At 73.3% G+C, this 22711-nt stretch carries 23 protein-coding genes; 12 read left to right on the top strand and 11 right to left on the bottom strand.

The window, feature by feature from the left end; all coding sequences use genetic code 11:
* Positions 1-89: 89 nt before the first annotated feature.
* From ABEA82_RS18625 to ABEA82_RS18635, 3 genes are read left to right on the top strand one after another with little or no spacing between them, the layout of a single operon-like run.
* Positions 90-1286 carry a lipid-transfer protein gene (locus ABEA82_RS18625; RefSeq protein ID WP_345662660.1) on the top strand — a complete coding sequence of 399 codons (1197 nt, stop codon included), beginning with the start codon at positions 90-92 and terminating at the stop codon, positions 1284-1286.
* Between the two features lies 1 nt (position 1287).
* Entirely contained in the window at positions 1288-1701 is a 414-nt protein-coding gene (locus tag ABEA82_RS18630; protein WP_345662661.1) for a Zn-ribbon domain-containing OB-fold protein, read from the top strand.
* Positions 1698-2495, top strand: a complete 798-nt coding sequence (locus ABEA82_RS18635; protein WP_345662662.1) for an enoyl-CoA hydratase/isomerase family protein — start codon at positions 1698-1700, stop codon at positions 2493-2495. The genes ABEA82_RS18630 and ABEA82_RS18635 overlap by 4 nt, the downstream gene beginning before the upstream one ends.
* Here the strand turns inward: ABEA82_RS18635 and ABEA82_RS18640 are convergent.
* Positions 2482-3249 carry an SDR family NAD(P)-dependent oxidoreductase gene (locus ABEA82_RS18640; protein WP_345662663.1) on the bottom strand — a complete coding sequence of 256 codons (768 nt, stop codon included), beginning with the start codon at positions 3247-3249 and terminating at the stop codon, positions 2482-2484. The two genes, ABEA82_RS18635 and ABEA82_RS18640, sit on opposite strands and share 14 nt — an antisense overlap.
* 179 nt (positions 3250-3428) lie before the next feature.
* Here ABEA82_RS18640 and ABEA82_RS18645 point away from each other — a divergent pair, with 179 nt between their 5' ends.
* Positions 3429-4382 (top strand): alpha/beta fold hydrolase, encoded by a 954-nt coding sequence (locus tag ABEA82_RS18645; RefSeq protein WP_345662934.1) that lies wholly within the window; start codon positions 3429-3431, stop codon positions 4380-4382.
* 55 nt (positions 4383-4437) lie between these two features.
* On the opposite strand, the gene ABEA82_RS18650 is transcribed toward ABEA82_RS18645, so the two are convergent.
* From ABEA82_RS18650 to kbpA, 3 genes are all read right to left on the bottom strand, one after another.
* A complete protein-coding gene (locus ABEA82_RS18650; protein WP_345662664.1) occupies positions 4438-5073 on the bottom strand; it encodes a hypothetical protein in 636 nt (211 codons plus the stop codon).
* Positions 5074-5269: 196 nt separating this feature from the next.
* A complete protein-coding gene (gene afsK / locus ABEA82_RS18655) occupies positions 5270-7684 on the bottom strand; it encodes a protein serine/threonine kinase AfsK (RefSeq protein WP_345662665.1) in 2415 nt (804 codons plus the stop codon).
* Positions 7685-7877: 193 nt separating this feature from the next.
* The gene (gene kbpA, locus ABEA82_RS18660) at positions 7878-8600 is read right to left on the bottom strand and encodes an AfsK-binding protein KbpA (protein WP_345662666.1); all 723 of its coding nucleotides are present in this window, start codon (positions 8598-8600) and stop codon (positions 7878-7880) included.
* A 122-nt stretch (positions 8601-8722) separates the two neighbouring features.
* Here kbpA and ABEA82_RS18665 point away from each other — a divergent pair, with 122 nt between their 5' ends.
* Positions 8723-9370, top strand: coding sequence for a TetR family transcriptional regulator (locus tag ABEA82_RS18665; RefSeq protein WP_345662667.1), 648 nt, complete (start codon positions 8723-8725; stop codon positions 9368-9370).
* Positions 9371-9502: 132 nt separating this feature from the next.
* Here ABEA82_RS18665 and ABEA82_RS18670 read toward each other — a convergent pair whose 3' ends face one another.
* Positions 9503-9973, bottom strand: a complete 471-nt coding sequence (locus ABEA82_RS18670) for a nitroreductase/quinone reductase family protein (protein ID WP_345662668.1) — start codon at positions 9971-9973, stop codon at positions 9503-9505.
* The gene (locus ABEA82_RS18675) at positions 9970-11169 is read right to left on the bottom strand and encodes an acyl-CoA dehydrogenase family protein (RefSeq protein WP_345662669.1); all 1200 of its coding nucleotides are present in this window, start codon (positions 11167-11169) and stop codon (positions 9970-9972) included. Before ABEA82_RS18675 ends, ABEA82_RS18670 begins: the two co-directional genes overlap by 4 nt.
* A 110-nt stretch (positions 11170-11279) precedes the next feature.
* Here ABEA82_RS18675 and ABEA82_RS18680 point away from each other — a divergent pair, with 110 nt between their 5' ends.
* From ABEA82_RS18680 to ABEA82_RS18690, 3 genes are all read left to right on the top strand, one after another.
* A complete protein-coding gene (locus ABEA82_RS18680; RefSeq protein ID WP_345662670.1) occupies positions 11280-12452 on the top strand; it encodes a thiolase C-terminal domain-containing protein in 1173 nt (390 codons plus the stop codon).
* Positions 12453-12673: 221 nt separating this feature from the next.
* The gene (locus tag ABEA82_RS18685; protein WP_345662672.1) at positions 12674-13339 is read left to right on the top strand and encodes a pyridoxine/pyridoxamine 5'-phosphate oxidase; all 666 of its coding nucleotides are present in this window, start codon (positions 12674-12676) and stop codon (positions 13337-13339) included.
* Between the two features lie 100 nt (positions 13340-13439).
* Complete coding sequence (locus ABEA82_RS18690) at positions 13440-14186, top strand: class I SAM-dependent methyltransferase (RefSeq protein WP_345662673.1); 747 nt, start codon at positions 13440-13442, stop codon at positions 14184-14186.
* Between the two features lie 64 nt (positions 14187-14250).
* Here the strand turns inward: ABEA82_RS18690 and ABEA82_RS18695 are convergent, their stop codons facing one another.
* From ABEA82_RS18695 to ABEA82_RS18715, 5 genes are all read right to left on the bottom strand, one after another.
* Positions 14251-15123: a GNAT family N-acetyltransferase gene (locus ABEA82_RS18695; RefSeq protein WP_345662675.1), complete on the bottom strand. Its 873-nt coding sequence runs from the start codon at positions 15121-15123 to the stop codon at positions 14251-14253.
* 57 nt (positions 15124-15180) lie between these two features.
* The gene (locus ABEA82_RS18700; RefSeq protein ID WP_345662676.1) at positions 15181-15393 is read right to left on the bottom strand and encodes a DUF4287 domain-containing protein; all 213 of its coding nucleotides are present in this window, start codon (positions 15391-15393) and stop codon (positions 15181-15183) included.
* Positions 15394-15501: 108 nt separating this feature from the next.
* Positions 15502-16101: a GNAT family N-acetyltransferase gene (locus tag ABEA82_RS18705; protein WP_345662677.1), complete on the bottom strand. Its 600-nt coding sequence runs from the start codon at positions 16099-16101 to the stop codon at positions 15502-15504.
* 94 nt (positions 16102-16195) lie between these two features.
* Positions 16196-16618: a Zn-ribbon domain-containing OB-fold protein gene (locus ABEA82_RS18710; RefSeq protein ID WP_345662678.1), complete on the bottom strand. Its 423-nt coding sequence runs from the start codon at positions 16616-16618 to the stop codon at positions 16196-16198.
* Positions 16618-17067 carry a DoxX family protein gene (locus tag ABEA82_RS18715; protein WP_345662680.1) on the bottom strand — a complete coding sequence of 150 codons (450 nt, stop codon included), beginning with the start codon at positions 17065-17067 and terminating at the stop codon, positions 16618-16620. The genes ABEA82_RS18710 and ABEA82_RS18715 overlap by 1 nt, the downstream gene beginning before the upstream one ends.
* Before the next feature lie 311 nt (positions 17068-17378).
* Here ABEA82_RS18715 and ABEA82_RS18720 point away from each other — a divergent pair, with 311 nt between their 5' ends.
* The 4 genes from ABEA82_RS18720 (at position 17379) to ABEA82_RS18735 (ending at position 22596) form a co-directional block, all read left to right on the top strand.
* Positions 17379-18593, top strand: a complete 1215-nt coding sequence (locus ABEA82_RS18720) for a flavin-containing monooxygenase (protein WP_345662681.1) — start codon at positions 17379-17381, stop codon at positions 18591-18593.
* 308 nt (positions 18594-18901) lie between these two features.
* On the top strand, positions 18902-21130 hold the full coding sequence (locus tag ABEA82_RS18725; protein ID WP_345662682.1) for an acetate--CoA ligase family protein: 2229 nt from the start codon (positions 18902-18904) through the stop codon (positions 21128-21130).
* Complete coding sequence (locus ABEA82_RS18730) at positions 21127-21921, top strand: enoyl-CoA hydratase/isomerase family protein (protein ID WP_345662683.1); 795 nt, start codon at positions 21127-21129, stop codon at positions 21919-21921. Before ABEA82_RS18725 ends, ABEA82_RS18730 begins: the two co-directional genes overlap by 4 nt.
* A gap of 42 nt (positions 21922-21963) precedes the next feature.
* Entirely contained in the window at positions 21964-22596 is a 633-nt protein-coding gene (locus ABEA82_RS18735; RefSeq protein ID WP_345662684.1) for a flavin reductase family protein, read from the top strand.
* Positions 22597-22711 lie beyond the last annotated feature (115 nt).

The raw sequence follows: 22711 nt of genomic DNA on the forward strand, positions 1-22711 counted from the left end.
CGTCGTCGGCACAGGAGCTGACTGACCGTCAGATTAGCTGTAATCTGACGACCTGTCAGCGAACCGTTCGGGCCGGAGGTGCGCGCAGCATGGCAGCAGGATCGGCAGGCCTCGGCTCCAAGGGCATCGACCTCGAGGGCCTCGGCCTCAAGGACGCCACCGCCATCGCCGGCATCGGCCGGACGCCGTTCGCCAAGCGGCTCCCCGAGGACGAACGCACCCTCGCCTGCCGCGCCGTCCTGGCCGCCCTCGACGACGCCGGGATCGCGCCCGGCGAGGTCGACGCCCTCGCCTCCTACACCATGGAGGAGACCGACGAGGTGGAGCTGGCGAAGGCCTGCGGCTTCGGTGACCTCACCTTCTTCAGCAAGGTCGGCTTCGGGGGCGGCGGTTCGTGTGCCACGGTCGGCCATCTCGCCGCCGCCATCGCCACCGGGCAGGCGAGCGTCGGGGTCGCCTGGCGGTCCCGCAAGCGGGGCAGCGGGCCCCGGCCGTGGACGAACACCACCGTCCAGCTCCCGACCCCGGCCCAGTGGACCCGGCCCTACGGCCTGCTCCGGCCGGTCGACGAGATCGCCATGCTCACCCGCCGGTACATGCACGAGTACGGCGCCACCCGCGACCACTTGTTCAACGTCGCCCTCGCCTGCCGCAACCGGGCCAACCAGAACCCCGCCGCGATCATGTACGACCGGCCCCTCACCCGCGAGATGTACATGACGTCCCGGTGGATCAGCGAGCCGCTCTGCCTCTTCGACAACTGCCTGGAGACGGACGGGGCGCTGGCCTGTGTCGTCGTCTCCGCCGAGCGGGCCCGGGACTGCCGCCGGAAACCCGTCTACGTCCACGCCGCCGCCCAGTCCCTGCCCGCCCAGCACCACGGCATGGTCAACTACTGGAACGACGACCCCCTCACCGGACCGGCCTGGGCCGCCGCCCGGCATCTGTGGAAGCACTCCGACCTGACCCCCGATGACGTGGACGTCGCCCAGATCTACGACGCCTTCACCCCCCTGGTCCTGCTCTCCCTGGAGGGCTACGGCTTCTGCGGGCGCGGCGAGGGCGGGGCGTTCACCGAGGGCGGGGCGCTGGAGATCGGCGGGACGCTGCCCGTGAACACCGGCGGGGGCGGGCTGTCCGAGGCCTACGTGCACGGCTTCAACCTCATCGACGAAGGGGTGCGGCAACTGCGCGGGACCAGTACCGCGCAGGTGCCGGGCGCCTCGGTCTGTCTGGTCACCGCGGGTGAGGGTGTCCCGACCTCCGCCCTGCTGCTGAGGAGCTGACATGCTGCGTCCCGTCACCGACGCCGACGGCGCCCCCTTCTGGGAGTACGCCGCCCGGGGCGAACTCCGGGTCCAGGGCTGCGCCGGCTGCGGCGAGCTCCGCTTCCCGCCCCGGCCCTGCTGCCCGCACTGCCAGTCCTTCGAGGCCGGGTGGCGCCGGATGTCCGGGCGGGGCCGGGTCTGGTCGTACGTCGTCCCGCACCCGCCGCTGCTGCCGGAGTACGCGGCGGTGGCGCCGTACAACGTGGTCGTCGTCGAGCTGGACGAGGCACCGCGCATCCGGCTGGTGGGCAACCTGGTCGCCGGGCCGGGTCAGGCGCTCGACTCCTTCTCGCCGAGCGGCCTTCGTATCGGCGCCCGGGTGCGGGCCGTCTTCGACGAGGGCATCCCCCGGTGGATCCTGGAGCGCTCATGAGCAGTGTGCTCGTCACGGCCGACCAGGACAGCGGAGTCGCCGTCGTCACCCTGAACCGGCCCGACCGGCTCAACGCCATCGACCTGGGCATGGCCGGTGACCTCGCCCGCGTCTGGCGGGACCTGCGGTTCGACGACTCCGTGCGGGCGATCGTCCTCACCGGTGCCGGAGAGCGGGCCTTCTGCACCGGGATCGACCGGGACGCCGTCGTGCCGCAGCCGAACTCGCCCTACGCGCAGGACGATCCGCTGCTCGGCGTCGGGCCCAAGGCGAACGACCTGTGGAAACCGGTCGTCGCCGCGGTGCGCGGGATGGCCTGCGGGGGCGCCTTCTACCTGCTCGGCGAGGCGGAGTTCGTGATCGCCGACACCACCGCCACCTTCTTCGACCCGCACACCACCTACGGCATGGTCAGCGCCTACGAGTCCGTCCTCATGGCGCAGCGCATGCCGTACGGCGAGGTCGCGCGGATGGCGCTCATGGGGACGGCCGAACGGATCTCGGCCCGGCGCGCCCACGAGGTCGGGCTGGTGTCGGAACTCGCCCCGGAGGGCGAGGCGCTGGCGGCGGCGACCGCCTGCGCGGTCGTCGTCGCCGGGTATCCGACGGAGGCCGTGCAGGGGACGGTCCGGGCCCTGTGGGCGGCGAGCGAGGCCGGGCGGTCCCGGGGCCTCGCGCAGGCACCGCATCTCATCGCGCTCGGGAACGCGACGGGTGAGCGTCAGGCCCGGCTGTTCGCGGGGCGGGGGCGGGGGTACCGGTTGCGTGACCAGCAGCCGTTCAGTGGGCGGTGAAGCCGCCGTCGACGGGGAGAGCCGTCCCCGTGACGAAGCCGGCGCCGGGGCTGCACAGCCACAGGACGGCCGCCGCGACCTCCTCCGCCGTCCCCAGCCGGCCGATGGGCTGTTCCTTGAGGATCCCGGCCATGGCCTCGGCCTGGTTCTGGACCATGTCGGCGACCATCGGGGTGTCGATGACGCCGGGACACACGGCGTTGACGCGGACGCCCCTGGGCGCGTACTCGACCGCGGCGCTGCGGGTCAGGCCGATGACGCCGTGCTTGGAGGCGTGGTAGGCCGCCCGCTCGGGCAGCCCGACGAGCCCGCCCAGGGACGAGCAGTTGACGACGGCACCGCTGCCCTGCTCGCGCATCTGCCGCAGCTCGTGCTTCATCGCCGCCCAGACGCCGCGCAGGTTGACGGCGTTGACCCGGTCGAAGGAGTCGGCCGTCTCGTCGGCGGCGTCGGTCGGCGGCACCTGGATGCCGGCGTTGTTGAACGCCATGTCCAGGCGGCCGTACTCCGTGACCGCGCGCCGCACCGCCGCTTCCACCTGCTGTTCGTCGGTGACGTCGCAGACGACACCGATCGCCCGGCCTCCGCGGCCGGTGATCTCTTCGGCCGCGTCGTGGACGGCGTCGTGGTCGCGGTCGGCCAGCACCACGGCGGCGCCGGAGTCGGCGAAGGCGCGGGCGGCGGCCAGGCCCATGCCGGAGGCGGCGCCGGTGACCAGGGCCACCTGCCCGGAGAAGTCGTAGGTGGGGTTCATGGTGTTCTCCTGTCGAAGCTTTCACACCGACTTGTCGGCGGTGCTGTCCACCGTCCGCCACCTCGCGGACGCCTGCCAGGCCCTGTCAGGGACCCCCTCGGCCACGAGCACGTGACCCCTGCCTCGTCAGATTTCGTTTCCGCCTACACACGTATGCTCGACGCGTGGTTACGCATCGGATGATCGACGTGAACGGCATACGCCTGCACATCGCCGAGCAGGGCGAGGGCCCGCTCGTGGTGCTGCTGCACGGGTTCCCGGAGTCCTGGCACTCCTGGCGGCACCAGTTCGGGCCGCTGGCCGAGGCCGGTTTCCGGGTGGTCGCGCCCGACCAGCGCGGGTACGGCGGCAGTGACCACCCCGAGGACGTGTCCGCGTACAGCATCCTCCACCTGGTGGGGGACGTGGTCGGGCTGATCCACGCGCTGGGCGAGGAGCGGGCGTTCGTCGTCGGGCACGACTGGGGAGCGCCGGTGGCCTGGCACACCGCGCTGCTGCGGCCGGACGTGGTGCGCGGCGTGGCGGGGCTGAGCGTGCCGCCGCCGTTCCGTGGCGGGCAGCCGCCGCTCGCGACCATGCGGGAGCGCTTCGGCGGACGGTTCTACTGGAACTACTTCGAGCAGCCGGGCGTCGCCGAGGCCGAGTTCTCGGCGGACACCCGCGGCACCCTGCGCAAGCTGCTGTACTCCGCCTCCGGTGACGCCCCGGACGCCGGGCGGCCCGAGCAGGCCCTGGTCGACGACCTGGAGCGCGGCTGGCTCGGGGACGCGCCGGACCCCGAGGTGCTGCCCGAGTGGCTCACCGAGGAGGACCTCGACACCCTCACCGAGAGCTACGCGCAGGGCTTCACCGGCGCGCTCAACTGGTACCGCAACCTGGACCGCAACTGGGAGCTGACCGCCCCCTGGCAGGGAGCGGTCGTGTCCCCGCCCGCGCTGTACGTGTACGGCGACCGGGACCTGGTTGCGGCCTTCCCGGGCACGCCCGAACTGATCGAGAAGCTCCCGGAGTTGATGCCGAACCTCCTTCGGAAGCCGCTCGTGCTGCCGGGCTGCGGCCACTGGACGCAGCAGGAGCGGCCCACCGAGGTGAACGAGGCGCTGCTCGACTTCCTGACGGAGCTGCGGGACTGACGGACTGCCAGGCGCCTGCTCGTCGGGTCGTCGGCTCGTCGGTCGTCGGCTCTCGTCAGTCGTCGACGAGGGCCTGGCGGTCGACCTCGCAGTGGTCGACCGAGTCCACCAGGCCCGGGCCGACCTCGACGTCGACGGTCGCCCTGCCCTGCGCCGGGACCGTGACGTCCCCGTACCGGTCGACGACGGTGATGCCCTGCGCGTCCTCGAAGGTCACCGAGACGGAGAAGGTCGCCTTGCGGCCGTTGGGGTTGCTGACCTCGACGGTCGCGTAGGGGCGGGCGGCGCTCGCGCAGCTCACCAGCTTCGCCGTGCCGTCCCGCAGGGCCTTGCCGCTGCCGGAGCCGGAGGACGACGTCGGCGTGGAGCCGTAGTTCGGCCTGCGGGTGTACGAACCGCCGCCGCTGCTGGAGCCGCCGCTGCTCGCGTAGTAGTCATCGTCGTCGTCGGAGCCGTAGGACCCGCCGCTGGAGCCGCTGCTGGAGCCGCCCGAGCCGTAACCGCCGCCCGACGTCGACGAACTCGAACTGTCGTGGTCCTGGCTGGAACTGCTGCACCCGCCGCCGTGTCCCCCGCTGCTGCTGTGACCGTGGCTGCCGCCGCGGCCCCGGCCGGTGGAGAACCCTGTCAGGGCCAGGACGACCAGGACGAGTACCGCCGTGAATTTGAGCTTGCGCCCCCGTATCCGCATGGCGGAGAGCCTAGTGATCGCCTGTCACGGTCATGTCACCGCGTGGCGACCGGGCCGTACCCGGCGTAGCGTCGTGGGTGGAAGCGGCGCACAGGCCGCTCCCCGATGAGCGACGGCCGCCGTCCGGAGCCCCTTCCGTACGCCGTGCGACGGCCGTCCCGGGAACGTCAGGCAGTACGCCGCCGTCCCGGGAGCTTCAGGCGGTGCGCGCCGTGCCCGTCCCCTTCTCCGCGTCCAGCGCGTACACGCAGCGGTCCTTGCTGCACGCGTACACCACCCCGTCCCGGACGACCGGGGAGCCGGTGATCTCGCCGCCGGTGGCGAGCTTCCAGCGCAACCGGCCGTCGTCGGCCTTCAGGGTGTAGAGCAGGTGGTCGGTGGAGCCGAAGTGGATGCGGCCCTCGGCCACCGAGGGGGCGCCCACGATGTCGCCGCCCGCCTGGAAGCGCCACTTGGGGGTGCCGGTGACCGCGTCCAGGGTGTAGAGGCCCTTGCCGCTGCCCACGTGGACGTGGCCCGCGGCGACCAGGACGGGGTCGACGGACGTGCGGGACTCGGTGGCGATGCGCCAGCGGTCACGGCCGTCGGTGGCGTCCAGGGCGTACACCGTGCCGAGGTAGTCGGCCAGGTAGACGCCGCCGCCGGTGACGGCCGGGCCCGGGACGAAGGTGGGCGGGGAGAGGAAGACGGCCGGGGCCTCGAAGTGCCACTTCACATGCCCGGCGGCCACGTCGAGGGCGAGGACGCGGGTGCCGGCGCAGACGTAGACGTAGCCGTCGGGCGCCGGGGTGACCCGGACCGGGACGCCGCCGCAGGAGGCCGTGTCGCCGATCGGGTACGACCAGCGCTCGTCGCCGGTGCGGGCGTCCAGGGCGCGCAGCCGGGCGTCCTGCCAGACGTAGACCGTGCCGTCGTGCAGGGCGGGTCCGGCCTCGGAGGACTCGAAGTCGGTCTGGCAGCCGGTGATCTCCCAGAGCTTCTGCCCGTTCGAGGCCTCCCAGCCCTGGACGCCGCCGCCCCGGGTGCCGGTGACGACGCTGCCACGGCCGGCCTGGAGGGAGTAGACCCAGGCGTCCGTCTGGAAACGCCACAGGTCGCCGCCCTCGCGGGCGTCCAGGGCGAAGAGGGTGGGCCCGTCGGAGGCGTGGATCCGGCCGTCCGCGACCGCCATGGACCAGGCGACGTCCCGGGTCTTGAAGCGGCGGCGGCCGGTGGCCACGTCCAGGGCGTGCACCTCGAAGGAGGTGACGTAGACCAGGTCGTCGGCGACGGAGGGGGTGCCCCAGACGTCGTTGGACATGCGGAAGCGCCAGGGACGCCAGCCGCCGGCCTGCTCGGGCGGCGCGGCCGGGGCCGGGGGCGTGGCGACCGCGGGGCCGACGGCGGGGTCCGTGCCGTTGACTCCGGGGCGGGGCTTGGACCAGGAGGCGGCGAGTGCGGCCTCCGGAGGGGGTGCCTTGACGGCGGCGGCACGGACGTCGGCGACGCGCGGGCCCGGCCCGATGGGCACCTGGCCGCCGGCCAGCCGTACGGGGCCGGTGTCGGGGCCGCCGACCGGGGCGGCGACGGACGCGGCGGCCACGGACGCAGCGGGCACGGGCGCCGGGACGACGGGGTCGTGCGAGGGCGGCGGCGGAATGGGCGCGGGGCCCGGCGCCGGGGCGGGGCGTCCGCCGCCGCTGCGGCCGGGGCCGGGGGCGGGCTTGCCGGCCGGGCGGCCGTTGCGGCGGGACTCGATCAGGCCCACGGCCCGCTCGGGCAGCCAGGCGGAGGCGGTGCCGCTGTCGTCGGAGCCGGAGCCGAAGAGGTGGGGGGCCAGCTGGGCCTGGAGGTCGGCCGGGTTGGGGCGGGCCGTCGGGTCCATCTGCATACAGGACTCGATGAGCGGACGCAGCTCGTCCGGGAGACCCTCCAGGTCCGGGCCCTCGCGCAGCAGCATGAAGACCGTCTCGACCGGGTTGGCGCCGTGGAAGGGCGGGTGTCCGGTGGCGGCGAACACCAGCATCGAGCCGAGGGAGAAGACGTCGCTCGCGCCCGTGACGCTGCGGGAGTCCTTGGCCTGCTCGGGGGACATGTAGGCGGGCGTGCCGACGGCGACGTTGGTCATCGTCAAACGCGTGTTCGAAACGCCCGACGCGATCCCGAAGTCGATCACCCGGGGGCCGTCCTCGACGACGAGGACGTTGGACGGTTTGAGGTCGCGGTGCACGAGACCGGCCCCGTGGATGGACTGGAGCGCCTCGGCCACACCCGCCGCCAGCCAGCGCACCGCCTGGGCCGGCATCGGGCCGCAGTCGTTCACTATCTCCTCGAGGGAGGGCGCGGGGACGTACGCGGTGGCCAGCCACGGCACGGCGGCGCGCGGATCGGCGTCCACGACGGCGGCGGTGTAGAAGCCGGAGACGGCCCGGGCCGCCTCCACCTCACGCGTGAAGCGGACCCGGAACAGCTGGTCCTCGGCCAGTTCCGTCCGGACGGTCTTGATCGCCACGCGCCGGCCGGACGCCGAACGCGCGAGATAGACCAGCCCCATGCCGCCGGCACCCAGCCGTCCCAGCACCTCGAACGGCCCGATCCGCCGCGGATCGTGCTGCGTCAGCTGATCCACCACTCTGCCTGCCACCTCCCCGTACGAGCCGCGCCAAGCCACATGTTCCACGCGACCTTCGTGCAGCGTCTCACCACCGCACCGCCATGGCGGCACGCACCCCGATTCTTCCTGGCCGGAGCCGTGGTGGCGAACCCGGTGACATTTGGGATGTCTCGGCACAGAGGCGATCAAACGATGACCAAACCCTGCCCGCTCAGCGGTGCAGCAGCGCGAAGGACGCCCCCTGATTGTCCGTGACGACGGCCACCGTGCCGTACGAGGCTTCGAAAGGCCCGGCCTGGACACGGCCGCCGAGCCGGAGCACGTCCTCCAGCGCGGCCGGCACGTCCTCGACCGCGAAGTGCACGAGGAAGTGGGGCGGCATCTCGGCCGGGAACACGTCGGAGACGGGGGCGCGGCCGAAGTCGGGCTCGGCGTCCGGCCCGAACAGGGCCTCCTGGAAGAGATCGCCGTAGAAGGCGTCGGCCGCCTCGGCGTCCCGGGCGTACAGCTCGGCCCAGGCGAAGGTGCCCGGCTCGTGCCGTCTGCCGAAGCCGGGGTGCTCCTGGGGCTGCCACAGGGCGAAGACGGCCCCCTCGGGGTCGGTGACCAGGGCGGTTACCCCCAGGTCACCGGCCGGGACCGGCGCCGAGACGATCTGTCCGCCGGCCTCCCGGACGCGCCGGACCAGGGCCACCGCGTCCGGTGTCGCGAAGTACACCGTCCAGACGGTGGGCAGCCGGCCATCCACCTTGCGGACCAGCGCGGCCACGGGTTCGCCGTCCTTCAGCGCCTGCGCGAAGGAGCCGAACCAGTCCTCGAAGGTCCACCCGAAGAGTTCACCGTAGAACCGCTTGCCCGCCTCGACGTCGGCAAGCTGCGCGTCCACCCAGCAGGGGACGCCCTCTGCGTACACCGATGCCCTGTTTTCGGCCATGCCGCCAACGTAACCGTGACAGCCACAGCCCGCAGACCAGGCACACCAGCCTCCGTACTCCCTTACACCCCATTTGCAGTCGGCCGAATCGCGCCCCGATCACGCCTCGGTAAGCTGACGTCATGACAGGACAAGTGCGTACCGTCGACGGCCGTGTGGCCGGCCGGCGTGGGCAGGCGACCCGGCAGAAGCTGCTCGACTGCCTCAGCGAGATGCTCAGCTCCTCCCCGTACCGGGACGTCAAGGTCATCGATGTCGCCCGGAAGGCGGGCACTTCGCCCGCGACCTTCTACCAGTACTTCCCGGACGTCGAGGGCGCCGTCCTGGAGATCGCCGAGCAAATGGCGACCGAGGGCGCCGCGTTGACCGAGCTCCTGGAGGGCCGTTCCTGGGCCGGCAAGGCCGGCTGGCAGACGGCGCAGGAACTCGTCGACGGGTTCCTGGAGTTCTGGCGCAAGAACGACGCGATCCTCCGGGTCGTCGATCTCGGCGCCGCCGAGGGCGACAAGCGCTTCTACAAGCTCCGCATGAAGATCCTCAACTCGGTGAACAACTCCCTCGCGGACGCCGTCGCCGAGCTCCAGGCCAAGGGCAGGGTCGACAAGGACGTGAACCCGGCGGCCATCGCCGGCTCGCTGGTCGCGATGCTCGCGGCCGTCGCCTCGCACCAGAAGGGCTTCTCCTCCTGGGGCGTGAAGCAGGCCGAACTGAAGCCGAACCTCGCGCTGTTGGTGCACCTGGGTGTCACCGGCAGAAAGCCGACGAGGTAGCCCGGCGCGGCGGCCCCGGCCCGTTACCCGTACCCAAGTCCTGTCTGGCAGGCGGCGGTCCACCCGAGTGGACCGCCGCCTGTCGCGCTTTTCACCGCCGTACGACCCCGGATCACCCCCGTAGGACCCCGATCACCGCCGCACGACCCTGAACACGCGGATCTCCCGCTCCACCCGCGCCTGGTACGCCGCGTACGGCGGCCAGAACGCCAGTACCGCCTGCCAGGCCGCCGCCCGCTCCTCCCCCTCCAGCAGCCGGGCCGTGACCGGGATGTCCCGGCCCTTCCAGTTGATCTCGGCGTCGGGGTGAGCGAGCAGGTTGTGGCTCCAGGCGGGATGCCCCGGCCGTCCGAAGTTGGACCCGACGAGGATCCAGCTGTGCCCGTCCTGCTCGGGCATACAGGCGAGCGGCGTACGACGGGGCGCCCCGCTCCTCGCCCCGGTCGAGGTCAGCACCACCCCCGGCAGGAGCTGCGCGCTGAGCAGCACCTTTCCCCGGGTGAGCCGGTGCACGGCCCGGTCGAGGGCCGGGAAGACGTGCGGTGCCACGCGCGCGAAGCCGCGGGTGGACGACACCTTCTGCACGAACCGCACACCCCTCATCGACCGGCCTCCTCGAAGACGTCCGCCGCGTCGGCGGCGTGCGCCCGCAGCCGGTGCACCGGCCCGAACAGCAACTCGTCGCCCGCGGCGCGCTTGAAATACAGGTGAACCTCGTGCTCCCAGGTGAAACCGATGCCGCCGTGCAGCTGGATGCCCTCGGCGGCGGCCGAGCGCAGCGCCTGGAGCGCCTGGGCGAGGGCCAGCCCGCCTGCCGTCTCCTCGTGGGCCTCCCGGGTCTTCTGTGCGGCGGTCCAGGCCGCGTAGTACGCCGCCGAGCGGGCCGCCTGCACCTGCACGTACACGTCGGCCAGCCGGTGCTTGACCGCCTGGAAGGACCCGATCGGCCGCCCGAACTGCTCGCGCTGCCCCGCGTACTCCACAGTCCGCTCCAGCACCCGGGCGGCGGCCCCCACCGCCTCGGCGGCGAGACAGGCGGCGGCGGTCTCGCCGAGCCGGGCGAGGGCCGGGAGGACGTCCACGCGGTCCGTGCCGAGCAACTCGGCTTCCGTGTCGCGCAGCTGGACGCGTGCCTGCGGACGGGTCGCGTCCAGCGCGGTCCGCCGTACCCGGGTGAGCCCGGCCGCGTCACCGCGCACCAGGAAGAGCAGCACGCGGGAGCGGGCGAAGCCCCCGGCGTGTGCGGCGACCAGGAGCACATCGGCGCTGTGCCCGTCGAGGACCTGCTCGACCTGCCCGTACAGCAGCCAGCCGCCGTCCGTCCGCCGCGCCTGCACGCCCCCGGCCCGGCCGCCGCCCGCCCAGCCCCCGCGCGGGTCGTGGCCGGTGAGCGCGAGGGCGGTGGTGAGGGCCGGGCCCGGCACGGCGAGGGCGGCGGTGAGGCGGCCGGAGGCGATGCGCGGGAGAAGGCGGGCCCGCTGGGCGTCGGTGCCGAGGGCGAGCAGCAGGGGTGCGGTGAGGACGGCCGTGGCGAGCAGGGGCGAGGGGGCGAGGACCCGGCCCGTCTCCTCACAGGCCAGGGCCAGCTCGGTCACCGAGCAGCCGGCGCCGCCGCGGTCCTCGGGGAGGGCCAGGCCGGGCAGGCCTAGCTGCTCGGCGAGGGCGGTCCACAGGGCGGGGTCGTGTCCGGCCGGGGTGTCGACGGCGGCCCGCACCTCCTCGGGGCCGCAGCGCTTGTGGAGCAGTTCGCGCAGGGTGCGGCGGATGTCGTCCTGTTCGGCGGTGAAACGGGCGTCCATGGCGGTACCACCTCCGCATCTGACGGTGCGTCATATTAGGGCGGTGGGGCGGGGATGCCCAGAGTCCTGCCGTTCTTGCGCTCCGCCTCATCTGATGTACCGTCAGATTCATGGGTGCCCGGAGGAACGTGGCCGTCGTCGGTGTGGCCCTCTCGGACTGCGGCCGGGTGGACGACGCGACTCCCTACGCCCTGCACGCCCAGGCGGCCCGGCGCGCCCTGGCCGACGCGGGCCTGGACCGGTCACTGGTCGACGGCTTCGCCTCGGCGGGGCTGGGCACCCTGGCCCCGGTCGAGGTCGCCGCGCACCTGGGCCTGCGCCCCACCTGGGTCGACTCCACCTCCGTCGGCGGCTCCACCTGGGAGGTCATGGCGGCCCACGCGGCGGACGCGATCGTGGCCGGGCACGCGCGCGCGGTGCTGCTGGCCTACGGTTCCACGGCCCGCGCCGACGTCCGCGCGGGCCGCCGCACCGGCACGCTGTCCTTCGGCACCCGCGGCCCCTCGCAGTTCGAGGTCCCGTACGGCCACACCCTGATCGCCAAGTACGCCATGGCTGCCCGCCGCCACATGATCGAGTACGGCACGACGATCGAGCAGCTGGCTCAGGTGGCGGTGCAGGCACGGGCCAACGCGGCCCCGAACCCGGAGGCGATGTTCCGCACCCCGGTCACGGTGGACGAGGTCCTGGCCGGTCCCATGATCGCGGACCCTTTCACCAAGCTGCACTGCTGCGTCCGTTCCGACGGCGGGGCGGCGGTGCTCCTGGCGGCGGAGGAGTACGTACGGGACTGCCGTACGGCACCGGTGTGGGTGCTGGGCAGCGGGGAGCACGTCTCGCACGCGGCCCTGTCCGATTGGCCGGACTTCACGGTGTCCCCGGCGGCGGTGAGCGGCCGGCTGGCCTTCGAGCGGGCGGGCGTACGGCCGGAGGAGATGGACCTCGCGGAAATCTACGACGCGTTCACCTACATGACCCTGGTGACGCTGGAGGACCTGGGCTTCTGTGGGAAGGGCGAGGGCGGGGCGTTCGTGGAGAAGGGTCGGCTGCGGGTCGGGGGCGGCGGGCTGCCGGTGAACACCGACGGGGGCGGGCTCTCGGCCCAGCACCCGGGGATGCGGGGGTTGTTCCTGCTGGTGGAGGCGGTGCGGCAACTGCGGGGCGAGGCGGGCGAGAACCGCCAGGTGCGCCGGGCCGACGGCACACTGCCCCGACTGGCGGTGGCGTCGGGGACGGGTGGGTGGTTCTGCTCGTCGGGGACGGTGGTGTTGGGGGTGGGGTGAGGGTGAGCCGGGAGGCCGCGGAGCTGGGGGGCCGGGGCGCCGGGAGTCCGGGGCGCCGGGGGCCGGGAGGCCGGGGGTCGGAGCGCCGGGAGTCCGGGGCGCCGGGGGCCGGGAGGCCAGCGAGCCGGGAGGCCGAGGCACAGGGGCACCGGGGGCCCGGGACGCCGGGCGCCAGGGAGCCGGGGCACCGGGGAGCTAGGGGGCCGGGTGACAATCGGGGGATGGCGACTGATCTTCATGAGCTGCTGAGGTCACTGCGGGTCTGGGACCCGGAGGTCACCCGGCTGCCACCCTTCGACCCCGAGGCCGCCCCCGCCACCCCGCTGGAGCTGTTCACCGAGTGGTTCGCGGCGGTGGTGGCGGCCGGGCAGTCCGAGCCGCACACCATGTCGCTGGCGACCTCGGACGAGGCCGGCCTGCCCGACGTACGGATCGTGATGCTGCACGGCGCGGACGAGGCCGGCTGGTCCTTCGCGTCCCACGCCGGCAGCCGCAAGGGCCGTCACCTCAGCGCCCGCCCGTACGCCGCGCTCTGCTTCTACTGGCCGGTGCTGGGCCGGCAGGTGCGGGTGCGCGGCACGGTGACGGCCGCCCCGTCCGCCGACGCCCAGGGCGATCTCCACGCCCGGTCGACGGGCGCGCTGGCCGCGGCGCTGACCGGGCGCCAGAGCGAGGTCCTCGGGTCGGTGGCGGAGCTGGCACAGGCCTCCCAGGCCGCCTGGGAGCGCGCCGCGCGCGAGCCGGAGACCTCGGTGCCGTCCTGGACGCTGTACCGGCTGCGCGCCGAGGAGGTGGAGTTCTTCCAGGGCGACGAGGCCCGCCGGCACGTACGGCTCCGCTACCGGCGCGCCGAGGACGGGTGGACGCGGGAACTGCTGTGGCCGTGAGGGGGCGTGCAGCGGCTGGGGCCTGCCCACCGGGCGTGCAAAGGGGAGCGCGCGTAAATGGGATGGACACCGGCCCCCGCCGACGGCGAGTGTGGGCGGAATGAAGCAGGAGCAGATCTGGAACGCCGAGGCCGCCCAGCGCTATGACACGCCCGGTACCGGCATGTTCGCGCCGGAGGTCCTGGGGCCGACCGTGGACCGGCTGGCCGAGCTCGCGGACGGTGGAGCGGCCGTGGAGTTCGCGGTGGGGACCGGCCGGGTGGCGGTGCCGCTCGCCGAACGTGGAGTGCCCGTCACGGGCATCGAGTTGTCGGTGCCGATGGTGGAGCGGCTGCGGGCCAAGGCGGACGAGGCGACGATCCCCGTGATCGTCGGCGACATGGCGACCACCGTCGCGCCCGGTGAGTTCAGCCTGGTCTACCTCGTCTACAACACGATCTCCAACCTGCTCACCCAGGCCGAGCAGGTCGAGTGCTTCCGCAACGCCGCCCGCCATCTCACGCCCGGCGGCCGGTTCGTGATCGAGCTCTGGGTGCCCGAGCTGCGCAAGCTGCCCCCGGGCCAGACGGCCACCGTCTGGCAGTCCGACCCCGAGTACATCGGTCTGGACACCTACGACGTGCTGCACCAGCGCGTCGTCTCGCACCACTTCTACTTCGACGAGACCCAGCAGGCCCGGCTCAGCCGCAGCCCGCACCGCTACATCTGGCCGGCCGAACTCGACCTCATGGCCCAGCTCGCCGGATTCGAGCTGGAGGCCAGGCACGCGGACTGGTCCGGTGCCGAGTTCACCGCCGACGCGCGTTCCCACGTCTCGGTCTACCGCCTGAATCCGGCCACCGCCTGAATCCGCCTACCGACTACCGTCTGAATCCGGCTACCGACTGAATCCGTCTACCGACAGGATCCGACTACCGCCTGAAGTCGTAGACCGCGAAGTCCGCCACCGGCCGGTAACCGATCCGCTGGTACAAGCCGTTGCTGGTCGGGTTCGCGAGGTCCGTGAAGAGCAGCACCTCCTTCGCCCCGGCCGCCAGGGCGGCGCGGCTGACCTCGGCCGTGGCGGCACCCGCGTAGCCGCGCCCGCGCAGGTGGGGTGGCGTGTAGACGGAGGCGACGCGGACCTGGCCGGCGACCTGGGGGGTCGTCCCGGCCATGGCGACGGGCGTGCCGTCGGGGTCCTCCCAGAAGGTGATGCCACCGTGCTCGATGCGGGCGTCCGCCCACTCGCCGGCGTCCCGGACGGTGCCCGTGCCGACGGCGTCCGCGAACTCCAGGTGCCAGCGGACGAGCAGCTCACGGTCCGGCTCGACGGCGACCCGGGGCCCGCCGGGCGGTATCGGCCGGGGCGGGGTCAGGGTGCCGAGCCGGTAGAGCCGCTGGCGCTGCCGGAGCACGGCGGTGGCTCCCGTGTGCCGCCGCCAGGCCTCGGCGAAGGCGGCGGCGGTGTCGCGATCGGCACTCACCCCGGGCAGGGGCCGCCCGAGTTCGGCCAGCCGCGCGGTCAGGGTGCCGGCCTCTTCGGCGGTCAGCGAGGTGAGGTTCAGCTGGTGCGGGGGCGTACGGAAGAACGTCGCCCGGACCGCTCCGTCACGTTCCAGCACACCGAACTCCGGTGCGCCGTCGCCGTACACGTGCGGTCCGCGGGTGCGCAGCGTCTCCGTGACGGTCAACGGGACGGTGTGCAAGGCAGGCCGGGAGCGGAGGAAGTCGCCGGCGCGGGTCAGGAAGTCGTCGAGGTCAGGGGTGAGGCGCCACTCGGCGGTGTCCGTGTCCGTGTCCATACTCCATGGTGCCGCCGGCCCCCGTCCCGGCGCCTCCGAATTCACCGCCCCCTCCGCTCACTTGCCGCTGCCCTCGGCGAGGGTGTGGGCCACGAGCGCGTTGGCGTGGCCGTGTCCGAGGCCGTGCTCGGTCTTGAGCCAGTTGACGAGTTCCATGTGCCGGGTCAGCGGCGAGGAGCGGATGAGCGCCTGCCAGTCGGTGATCGGCCGGCCGTACTTCTTCTCGATGGCGGGGAAGTAGCTCGCGGGGCCCTTCACGGGTGCGGTCATCTCGGGTGGTCCCTTCTTGGTGGTTGCCAGATATGACCGGCGGCGCGGGAGGGACTCATCGCGGAGAAGATGTGATCTGCGTCATACGGCCGCCTGCCACGGGGCTCCTCACGGTCCCGCGGGCTCCGGATCCGTGGCCAGACGGGCGTGCAGATGGGCGTCGCGGAACGCGTCGTGCCGGCCCTCCTGGAAGATCGCCCCGCGCAGGGTGCCCTCGTACGCGAATCCGCACCGCTCGGCGATCCGGCACGACGCGTCGTGACCCAGGGCGTGGTCCAACTCCAGGCGGTGCAGGCCGAGTTCGGTGAGCGCCCAGTGCGCGGCGAGCAGCAGCGCCCGGGTGGCGACGCCCCGGCCGCGGGCCTCGGGGAGCACCCAGTAGCCGACACGGGCCACCTTCAGGTGGTACTTGATCTCGTTGACTCCGATGTGCCCCAGTGCGGTGTCGCCGGCCGCGTCGGCTATCCGGAACGACATCGACGTGCCCTCCGTGGCGCTCTGCGCCCGGGCGAGCAGCGACTCCTGGGCGCTCCTGCGGTCCGTCACCAGCCTCAGTGGGGTGTTCCAGCGCTGGAACTCCGGGTCCCTGAGGCCGCGCAGCCACGTCTCGACGTCGGAGCCGGACGCCGCGTCCCAGGGGCGGAGCCGGAGGCCGTGGCCGTGGAGTTCGGTGAGAGGAGCCGGGGACTGGTCACGTATGGGGGCCATGGGGCCATTCAAACCCGTGTCCGAGGCGCGTCGCAGGAGTGTGAACGCCGCACCCGGTGTCATCGGCGGGTCGGTGGTGTGACCGCCGTGAGCATCACGCTGGAGACCGGCCTGGACCGCCTGCCCCCGACGGACCGCTGACCCGGAACACCGGGATCCCCTCCCGGAAGGTCACCTCCAGTTCCGCCCCGGCCGACAGCTCCCCCGACCCCACCACCTCGGTCATCATGCGCGGGCCCTCGACCAGGTCCACCACGGCGGCGACGTACGGCGTGCGGTCCGTGAAGGGCGGCAGGTCGTTGCGGTGGACGACGGACCAGGTATAGAGGGTGGCGCGGCCGCTCGCGGGCTCCCAGGCGACGTCCTCGCTCCAGCAGTGGGGGCAGAACTCGCGCGGGTAGTGGTGGGCCCGGCCGCAGGACCGGCAGCGGCGGATCAGCAGCCGCCCCTCGGCGGCGGCGTCCCAGTACGCGCGGGTGAAGGCGTCGGGCTCGGGCAGATCGAGGCGTCCCGTCATCAGAACAGCCCCAGCGCACTGTCCAGCGACCAGGTCTGCCAGGACATGCCGAACAGCCCGACGACCGACATCAGCGCCATCATGGAGTTCTGCCCCTGCTCGGCGACGTCGTGGATCATGAGCGTGAAGTAGAGGGCGTTGAGGAGCAGTCCGCCGGCCAGCGCGATCGGGGTGAGGAGGCCGGTGATCAGGCCCAGTCCGAGGGCGAGTTCCGCGTAGACCACGACGTACGCCATCACGCGCGGGTGCGGGGCGACGGCCGCCTCGAAGCCCGAACGGACCGCGCTCCAGCGGTGCTTGCCCGCTATCCCGGCCGCCCACGCGATGCCGGTGCCCCGTTCGAACCAGGCCTTGCGGTCCTTGTGCCGCCAGCTCTCCAGCCACCACAGCCCGAGCCCGATCCGCAGTACGGCCAGCCACTGCGGGCCGGTGAGCCAGATCGTGTCCATGAAATCTGACGGTACGTCAGATCTGCGGATGCGCAAGGCCCCACAGCGCCTGAACGTCGGCGTCCTCGTCGAGATCGACGGCAGGAGCGTCGACGCCACGAGCGCGCCGTCCTGTTCGCGAACTCGGTCGGCGGCTTCATCCGTCACCGGTGACCGACGCCGACGGACGTCAGGAACGATCACCGCCTCGCCACAACCGGGCCCGCGACGCCACGAGGCCCACCCCCTCCCCCTACAGCCGTGATCAATCCGAAACCAATTCCGGTCTTGACCGAGACCCATCAACCAGGCCTGTGGCTACGCTCGCGCTCATGGCCGAGTCCACAACGCCCCCACACTCCTCCGCCCACCCCACACCGGACCGCCCCGTCTACGTCATCGGCGGCGGCCCCGGCGGACTCTCCGCCGCGTACGCGCTGCGCGCCCGGGGCATACGGGCGGTCGTCCTGGAGAAGTCCGACCGGGTCGGGGCGTCCTGGCGCGGCCACTACGACCGGCTGCACCTGCACACCACCCGCCGCCTGTCGGCCCTGCCCGGGCTGCCGATGCCACGCCGGTTCGGGCGCTGGGTGTCCCGGGACGACGTGGTGCGGTACCTGGAGAAGTACGCCGAGCACCACCGGCTCGAGATCGTCACCGGTGTCGAGGTGTCGCGTGTCGAGCGGGCGGCCGACGGCACGGGCTGGCTGCTGCACGCCACCGGCGGCCGGGAGCTGACCGGTGCGGCGGTCGTCGTCGCCACCGGCTACAACCACACGCCCCGCGTGCCCGACTGGCCCGGCCGCGAGACGTACCCCGGCGAGTTCCTGCACGCCGGTGAGTACCGCAACGGCGAGCCCTACGCGGGCCGGGACGTCCTCGTCGTCGGCGTCGGCAACACCGGCGCCGAGATCGCCGTCGACCTGGTGGAGGGCGGCGCTGCCCGGGTCCGGCTGGCGGTGCGCACCGCCCCGCACATCGTGCGGCGTTCGACCGCCGGTTGGCCCGCCCAGTACAGCGGCGTCCTCGTACGGCGGCTGCCCGTCGGCCTCGTCGACCGGATCAGCCGGGCGCAGGCCAGGGTGGCGGTTCCCGACCTGTCGGCGCACGGTCTGCCGCGCCCCGACACCGGGCTGTACACCAGGGTGAAGCAGGGGGCGATCCCGGTGCAGGACGTCGGTCTGATCGACGCGGTGCGCAAGGGCAGGGTGGAGATCGTGGCCGCCGTGGACGGCTTCGAGGACGGCGGCAAGATCGCGCTGGCCGACGGCAGCCGCGTCTCCCCGGACGCCGTGATCGCCGCCACCGGGTATGTCCGCGCCCTGGAGGGCCTCGTCGGCCACCTCGACGTCCTCGACCCGCACGGCAAGCCCGTCGTCCACGGCCCCCGCACCCCGCCCACGGCCCCCGGCCTGTACTTCACGGGCTTCACCAACCCGATCAGCGGCAACCTCCGCGAGATGGCGATCGACGCGGTACGGATCGCGAAGGCGATAGCCCGCGACCGGTCGGTCACCGCGGGGGCGGTGTCGCGACTGCCGGGCTGAGACGGGGCCGGGGCCCCGCACTCCTGACTGCCGGCGGGGCGGGGCGGCGACGGGGTCCGGACAGCGGCCAGGGCCGGACTGCGCCCTGCGGCTCCCGGGCCAGGACCGGGTGCCGGGGCCCGACTGCCGCCGAACCCGGACCACCGCCCGGGCCGGACCACCGCCCGGACCGGCCGCCCGGACCGACCGCCCGGGCCGACCGCCCGGGTCGGAAGTTGCTCCCCGCACGACCGTTCCTGACGTGGAGTCAGTTCAGATAATCTGACAGAGCGTCAGTTAGCGGCTGTCTCACAGGAGCGGGCGGAACGATGCTTGGATCGACCCACGGCACCCTCACCACCGACTCCCGCCGGACCCGGGCCATCGCCTGTGGCGAACGGTCCGGGCCCGCCGTGCACGGCAGGCCGGCCCAGGTGGGCGACCTCGACGTCAGCGGGCGTCCGCTGCACGCCGAAGTACCCGATCTGGACCTGTTCTTCCGCCCCCGGTCCGTCGCCGTCATCGGCGCCTCGGACAGCGAGGGCCGCCCCAACACCGGCGTCACACGGCAGTTGGCCGACTGGGCCGGGCGGGTCGGTGCCCGGCTGTACCCCGTGCACCCGAGCCGGCCGTCCGTCTTCGGCATTCCGTGCTCCCCGTCCGTCGCCGACCTGCCCGAGCAGGTCGACCTGGCCGTGGTGCTGGTCGGTGACCCGCTCCCCGTCGTCGAGGAACTCGCCGAGGCCAAGGCCCGGTTCGCGGTCGTCTTCGCCTCCGGCTTCGCGGAGACCGGCGAGGCCGGCGCGGCCGCTCAGCGGCGGCTGGCCGAGGTCGTCGCACGGTCCGGGCTGCGGCTGCTGGGCCCCAACACCAACCTCAACGCCTTCGAGCGGTTCCGTGACGACCTGGAGGGGCCGGCGATCGCGCTGATCACCCAGTCCGGCCACCAGGGCCGCCCCGTCTTCGCCCTCCAGGAGCTCGGCATCCGCCTCTCCCACTGGGCGCCCACCGGCAACGAGGCCGACCTGGAGACCGCCGACTTCCTCTCCTACTTCGCCGAGCGGCCCGAGGTCGGCGCCATCGCCTGCTACCTCGAAGGGCTGAAGGACGGCCGCTCCTTCCTGCTCGCCGCCGACCGGGCCGCCCGGCGCGGCGTGCCGGTCGTCGCCGTCAAGGTGGGCCGCACCGAGACCGGCGCCCGCACGGCGGCCTCCCACACGGGCAAACTGACCGGCGCGGACGCGGTGGTGGACGCGGCACTGCGCCAGTACGGCGTGATCCGCGTCGACGGGCTCGACGAACTCCAGGACACGGCAGCCCTGCTGGCCCGGGCCCGGCCGCCCCGCGCCGACGGGGTCGTCGTCTACTCCATCTCGGGCGGCACGGGCGCGCACGTGGCCGACCTGGCGACCGAGGCGGGCCTGCGCCTGCCGGTCCTGTCCGAGGCCAGGCAGGCCGAGCTGCACCAGTGGATACCCGAGTACCTGAGCGTCGCCAACCCGGTCGACAACGGCGGACACCCGGTCGGGGACGAACGCGGCCGGAAGATCATCGACGCGATCCTCGACGACCCGGAGGTGGGCGTGCTGGTCTGCCCGATCACCGGGCCGTTCCCCCCGCTCAGCGACCGGCTGGTACGGGACCTGGTGGACGCGGCGGAGCAGACGGACAAGCTGGTGTGCGTGGTGTGGGGGTCGCCGGTCGGCACCGAACCGGCCTACCGGGACGTCCTGCTCGGCTCCTCGCGCGTGGCCACCTTCCGCACGGTCGGCAACTGCCTCACCGCCGTCCGCGCCCACCTCGCCCACCACCGCTTCACGACCGGCTACCGCTCCCCCTTCGACGAGGCCCCGCGCACCCCCTCGCCGTCCTACCGCAAGGCACAGGCGCTCATGCACCCGGGTGAGCAGCTGAGCGAGCACGCGGCGAAGCAACTGCTGCGGGCGTACGGCATCCGGGTGCCGCGCGAGCAGTTGGTGACCAGTGCGGCGGCCGCCGTACGGGCGGCGGGCCAGGTGGGCTATCCGGTGGTGATGAAGGCCTCGGGCGCCCGCATCGCCCACAAGACCGAACTGGGCCTGGTGAAGATCGGCCTGACCTCGGCGAGCCAGGTCCGCGACGCCTACCGGGAGCTGACCGACATCGCCCGTTACGAGGGCGTCTCCCTGGACGGCGTCCTGGTCTGCCAGATGGTCGAGCAGGGGGTCGAGATGGTCGTCGGCGTCGCCCACGACGACCTGTTCGGCCCGACCGTGACGGTCGGCCTCGGCGGCGTGCTCGTCGAGGTGCTGCGCGACACCGTCGTGGGAGTGCCGCCCTTCGGGGAGGAGCAGGCCCGGGACATGCTCGCCGGGCTGCGCGGGCGGGCACTGCTCGACGGGGTCCGGGGGCGGCCGCCGGCCGACCTGGACGCACTGGTCGAGGTCGTCCTGCGCGTGCAGCGCATGGCCCTGGAACTCGGGGACCAGCTCGCCGAGTTGGACGTCAACCCGCTGATGGTGCTGCCTCAGGGGCAGGGCGCGGTGGCGCTGGACGCGCTGGCGGTGTGCGGCCGATGACGGAAGAACCCGCTGTCCTGCACACCACCGGCGACGACGTCCTGTCCATCACTCTCAACCGGCCCGAGACCCTCAACGCCCTCACGCCCGGCCAGCGGGAGGACATCATCCGTCTGCTGTCGGAGGCCTCCGCGACCGCCGCGACACGAGCCGTCGTGATCACGGGCACGGGCCGCGGCTTCTGCGCCGGAGCGGACCTGCGGGGCACCGCCACGACCGGCGAGCGCGCCCCCGGCGATGTCGCACGCACCCTCCGCACCGGCGCCCAGCGGCTGATCTCCGCCGTGCTCGACTGCGAGAAGCCGGTGCTCGCGGCGGTGAACGGCACGGCCGCCGGGCTGGGCGCGCATCTCGCGTTCGCCTGCGACCTCGTCCTGGCCGCGCGGTCGGCACGGTTCATCGAGGTGTTCGTACGGCGCGGGCTGGTGCCCGACGGGGGCGGCGCCTATCTGCTGCCCCGCCTGATCGGCCCCCAGCGCGCCAAGGAGTTGATGTTCTTCGGCGACGCGCTCACCGCGGCGGACGCCGAACGGCTCGGCCTGGTCAACCGGGTCGTGCCGGACGACGAGCTGGAGAAGACGGCCACGGAATGGGCCCACCGCCTGGCCACCGGCCCCACCCGCGCCCTCGCCCTGACCAAGCACCTCGTCAACGCCTCCCTGGACACCGACCGCGCCACCGCCTTCGCGGCCGAGGCCGCCGCACAGGAGATCAACATGACGACGGCGGACGCGCGGGAGGGCGTGCGGAGCTTCGTGGAGCGACGCGGGGCGGAGTTCACCGGCCACTGAGCCTTCCTATCTGACGGTGCGTCAGCTTCAATGGCGCCTGTGATGGGACAAGCAGGGATGGCGGAAGCCGCCGTCCGCTACCTCAGGTCGGTCCGCACCACCGCCCCGGAGCCCGTCGAAGCGCTGCCGCGCCCCGAACTGCGGTGCGTCGGCGCCGACGAGCGCGCTCCCCTGGACCCGCGTGAGTTCCGCCGGGTCCTCGGCACCTTCGCGACGGGCGTGGCCGTCATCACGGCCCCTCCCGCCACCGCCGCCGACTCCCCCGCGGGCTTCGCCTGCCAATCCTTCACGTCCCTCTCCCTGGACCCGCCCCTGGTCGCCTTCATGGTCGGCCGCGCGTCGACGACCTGGCCGCGCATCGCTCGCGCGGGCGTCTTCTGCGTGAACGTCCTGGGGTCCCGCCAGGCCGGACTCTGCCGTGCCTTCGCGGTCAGCGGGGCGGACAAGTTCGCGGGCGTGCCGTACGACGCGGCGCCGGTGTCCGGCTCGCCGCGTCTGCCGGGAGCCGTCGCCTGGATCGACTGCGCGATCCACGCCGTCCACACCGGCGGCGACCACCTCATCGTGGTCGGCCGGGTGGACGCCCTCGGCACGGACACCGACGCCGACCCGGACGGCCCGCTGCTCTTCCACCGGGGGCGGTTCGCGCACCTGCCAGACGACCCGACGGACTGAACCGACGGACTGAGCCGGTTCACTCACCCTTGCAGGTCGTCGGCCGCTACCAGATCGACGCCATGAACCTCGAACGTCGCCACCGACGGCACCCGCCTCACCCTGGCGGTCGGCA

This window comes from Streptomyces venetus (assembly GCF_039540295.1).
Taxonomy (GTDB): Bacteria; Actinomycetota; Actinomycetes; order Streptomycetales; family Streptomycetaceae; genus Streptomyces; species Streptomyces venetus.

Coding starts and splice junctions, on each gene's coding strand:
- ABEA82_RS18625 (WP_345662660.1), top strand. CDS start 90: ATGGCAGCAGGATCGGCAGGCCTCGGCTCCAAGGGCATCGACCTCGAG.
- ABEA82_RS18630 (WP_345662661.1), top strand. CDS start 1,288: ATGCTGCGTCCCGTCACCGACGCCGACGGCGCCCCCTTCTGGGAGTAC.
- ABEA82_RS18635 (WP_345662662.1), top strand. CDS start 1,698: ATGAGCAGTGTGCTCGTCACGGCCGACCAGGACAGCGGAGTCGCCGTC.
- ABEA82_RS18640 (WP_345662663.1), bottom strand. CDS start 3,249: ATGAACCCCACCTACGACTTCTCCGGGCAGGTGGCCCTGGTCACCGGC.
- ABEA82_RS18645 (WP_345662934.1), top strand. CDS start 3,429: ATGATCGACGTGAACGGCATACGCCTGCACATCGCCGAGCAGGGCGAG.
- ABEA82_RS18650 (WP_345662664.1), bottom strand. CDS start 5,073: ATGCGGATACGGGGGCGCAAGCTCAAATTCACGGCGGTACTCGTCCTG.
- kbpA (WP_345662666.1), bottom strand. CDS start 8,600: ATGGCCGAAAACAGGGCATCGGTGTACGCAGAGGGCGTCCCCTGCTGG.
- ABEA82_RS18665 (WP_345662667.1), top strand. CDS start 8,723: ATGACAGGACAAGTGCGTACCGTCGACGGCCGTGTGGCCGGCCGGCGT.
- ABEA82_RS18670 (WP_345662668.1), bottom strand. CDS start 9,973: ATGAGGGGTGTGCGGTTCGTGCAGAAGGTGTCGTCCACCCGCGGCTTC.
- ABEA82_RS18675 (WP_345662669.1), bottom strand. CDS start 11,169: ATGGACGCCCGTTTCACCGCCGAACAGGACGACATCCGCCGCACCCTG.
- ABEA82_RS18680 (WP_345662670.1), top strand. CDS start 11,280: ATGGGTGCCCGGAGGAACGTGGCCGTCGTCGGTGTGGCCCTCTCGGAC.
- ABEA82_RS18685 (WP_345662672.1), top strand. CDS start 12,674: ATGGCGACTGATCTTCATGAGCTGCTGAGGTCACTGCGGGTCTGGGAC.
- ABEA82_RS18690 (WP_345662673.1), top strand. CDS start 13,440: ATGAAGCAGGAGCAGATCTGGAACGCCGAGGCCGCCCAGCGCTATGAC.
- ABEA82_RS18695 (WP_345662675.1), bottom strand. CDS start 15,123: ATGGACACGGACACGGACACCGCCGAGTGGCGCCTCACCCCTGACCTC.
- ABEA82_RS18700 (WP_345662676.1), bottom strand. CDS start 15,393: ATGACCGCACCCGTGAAGGGCCCCGCGAGCTACTTCCCCGCCATCGAG.
- ABEA82_RS18705 (WP_345662677.1), bottom strand. CDS start 16,101: ATGGCCCCCATACGTGACCAGTCCCCGGCTCCTCTCACCGAACTCCAC.
- ABEA82_RS18710 (WP_345662678.1), bottom strand. CDS start 16,618: ATGACGGGACGCCTCGATCTGCCCGAGCCCGACGCCTTCACCCGCGCG.
- ABEA82_RS18715 (WP_345662680.1), bottom strand. CDS start 17,067: ATGGACACGATCTGGCTCACCGGCCCGCAGTGGCTGGCCGTACTGCGG.
- ABEA82_RS18720 (WP_345662681.1), top strand. CDS start 17,379: ATGGCCGAGTCCACAACGCCCCCACACTCCTCCGCCCACCCCACACCG.
- ABEA82_RS18725 (WP_345662682.1), top strand. CDS start 18,902: ATGCTTGGATCGACCCACGGCACCCTCACCACCGACTCCCGCCGGACC.
- ABEA82_RS18730 (WP_345662683.1), top strand. CDS start 21,127: ATGACGGAAGAACCCGCTGTCCTGCACACCACCGGCGACGACGTCCTG.
- ABEA82_RS18735 (WP_345662684.1), top strand. CDS start 21,964: ATGGGACAAGCAGGGATGGCGGAAGCCGCCGTCCGCTACCTCAGGTCG.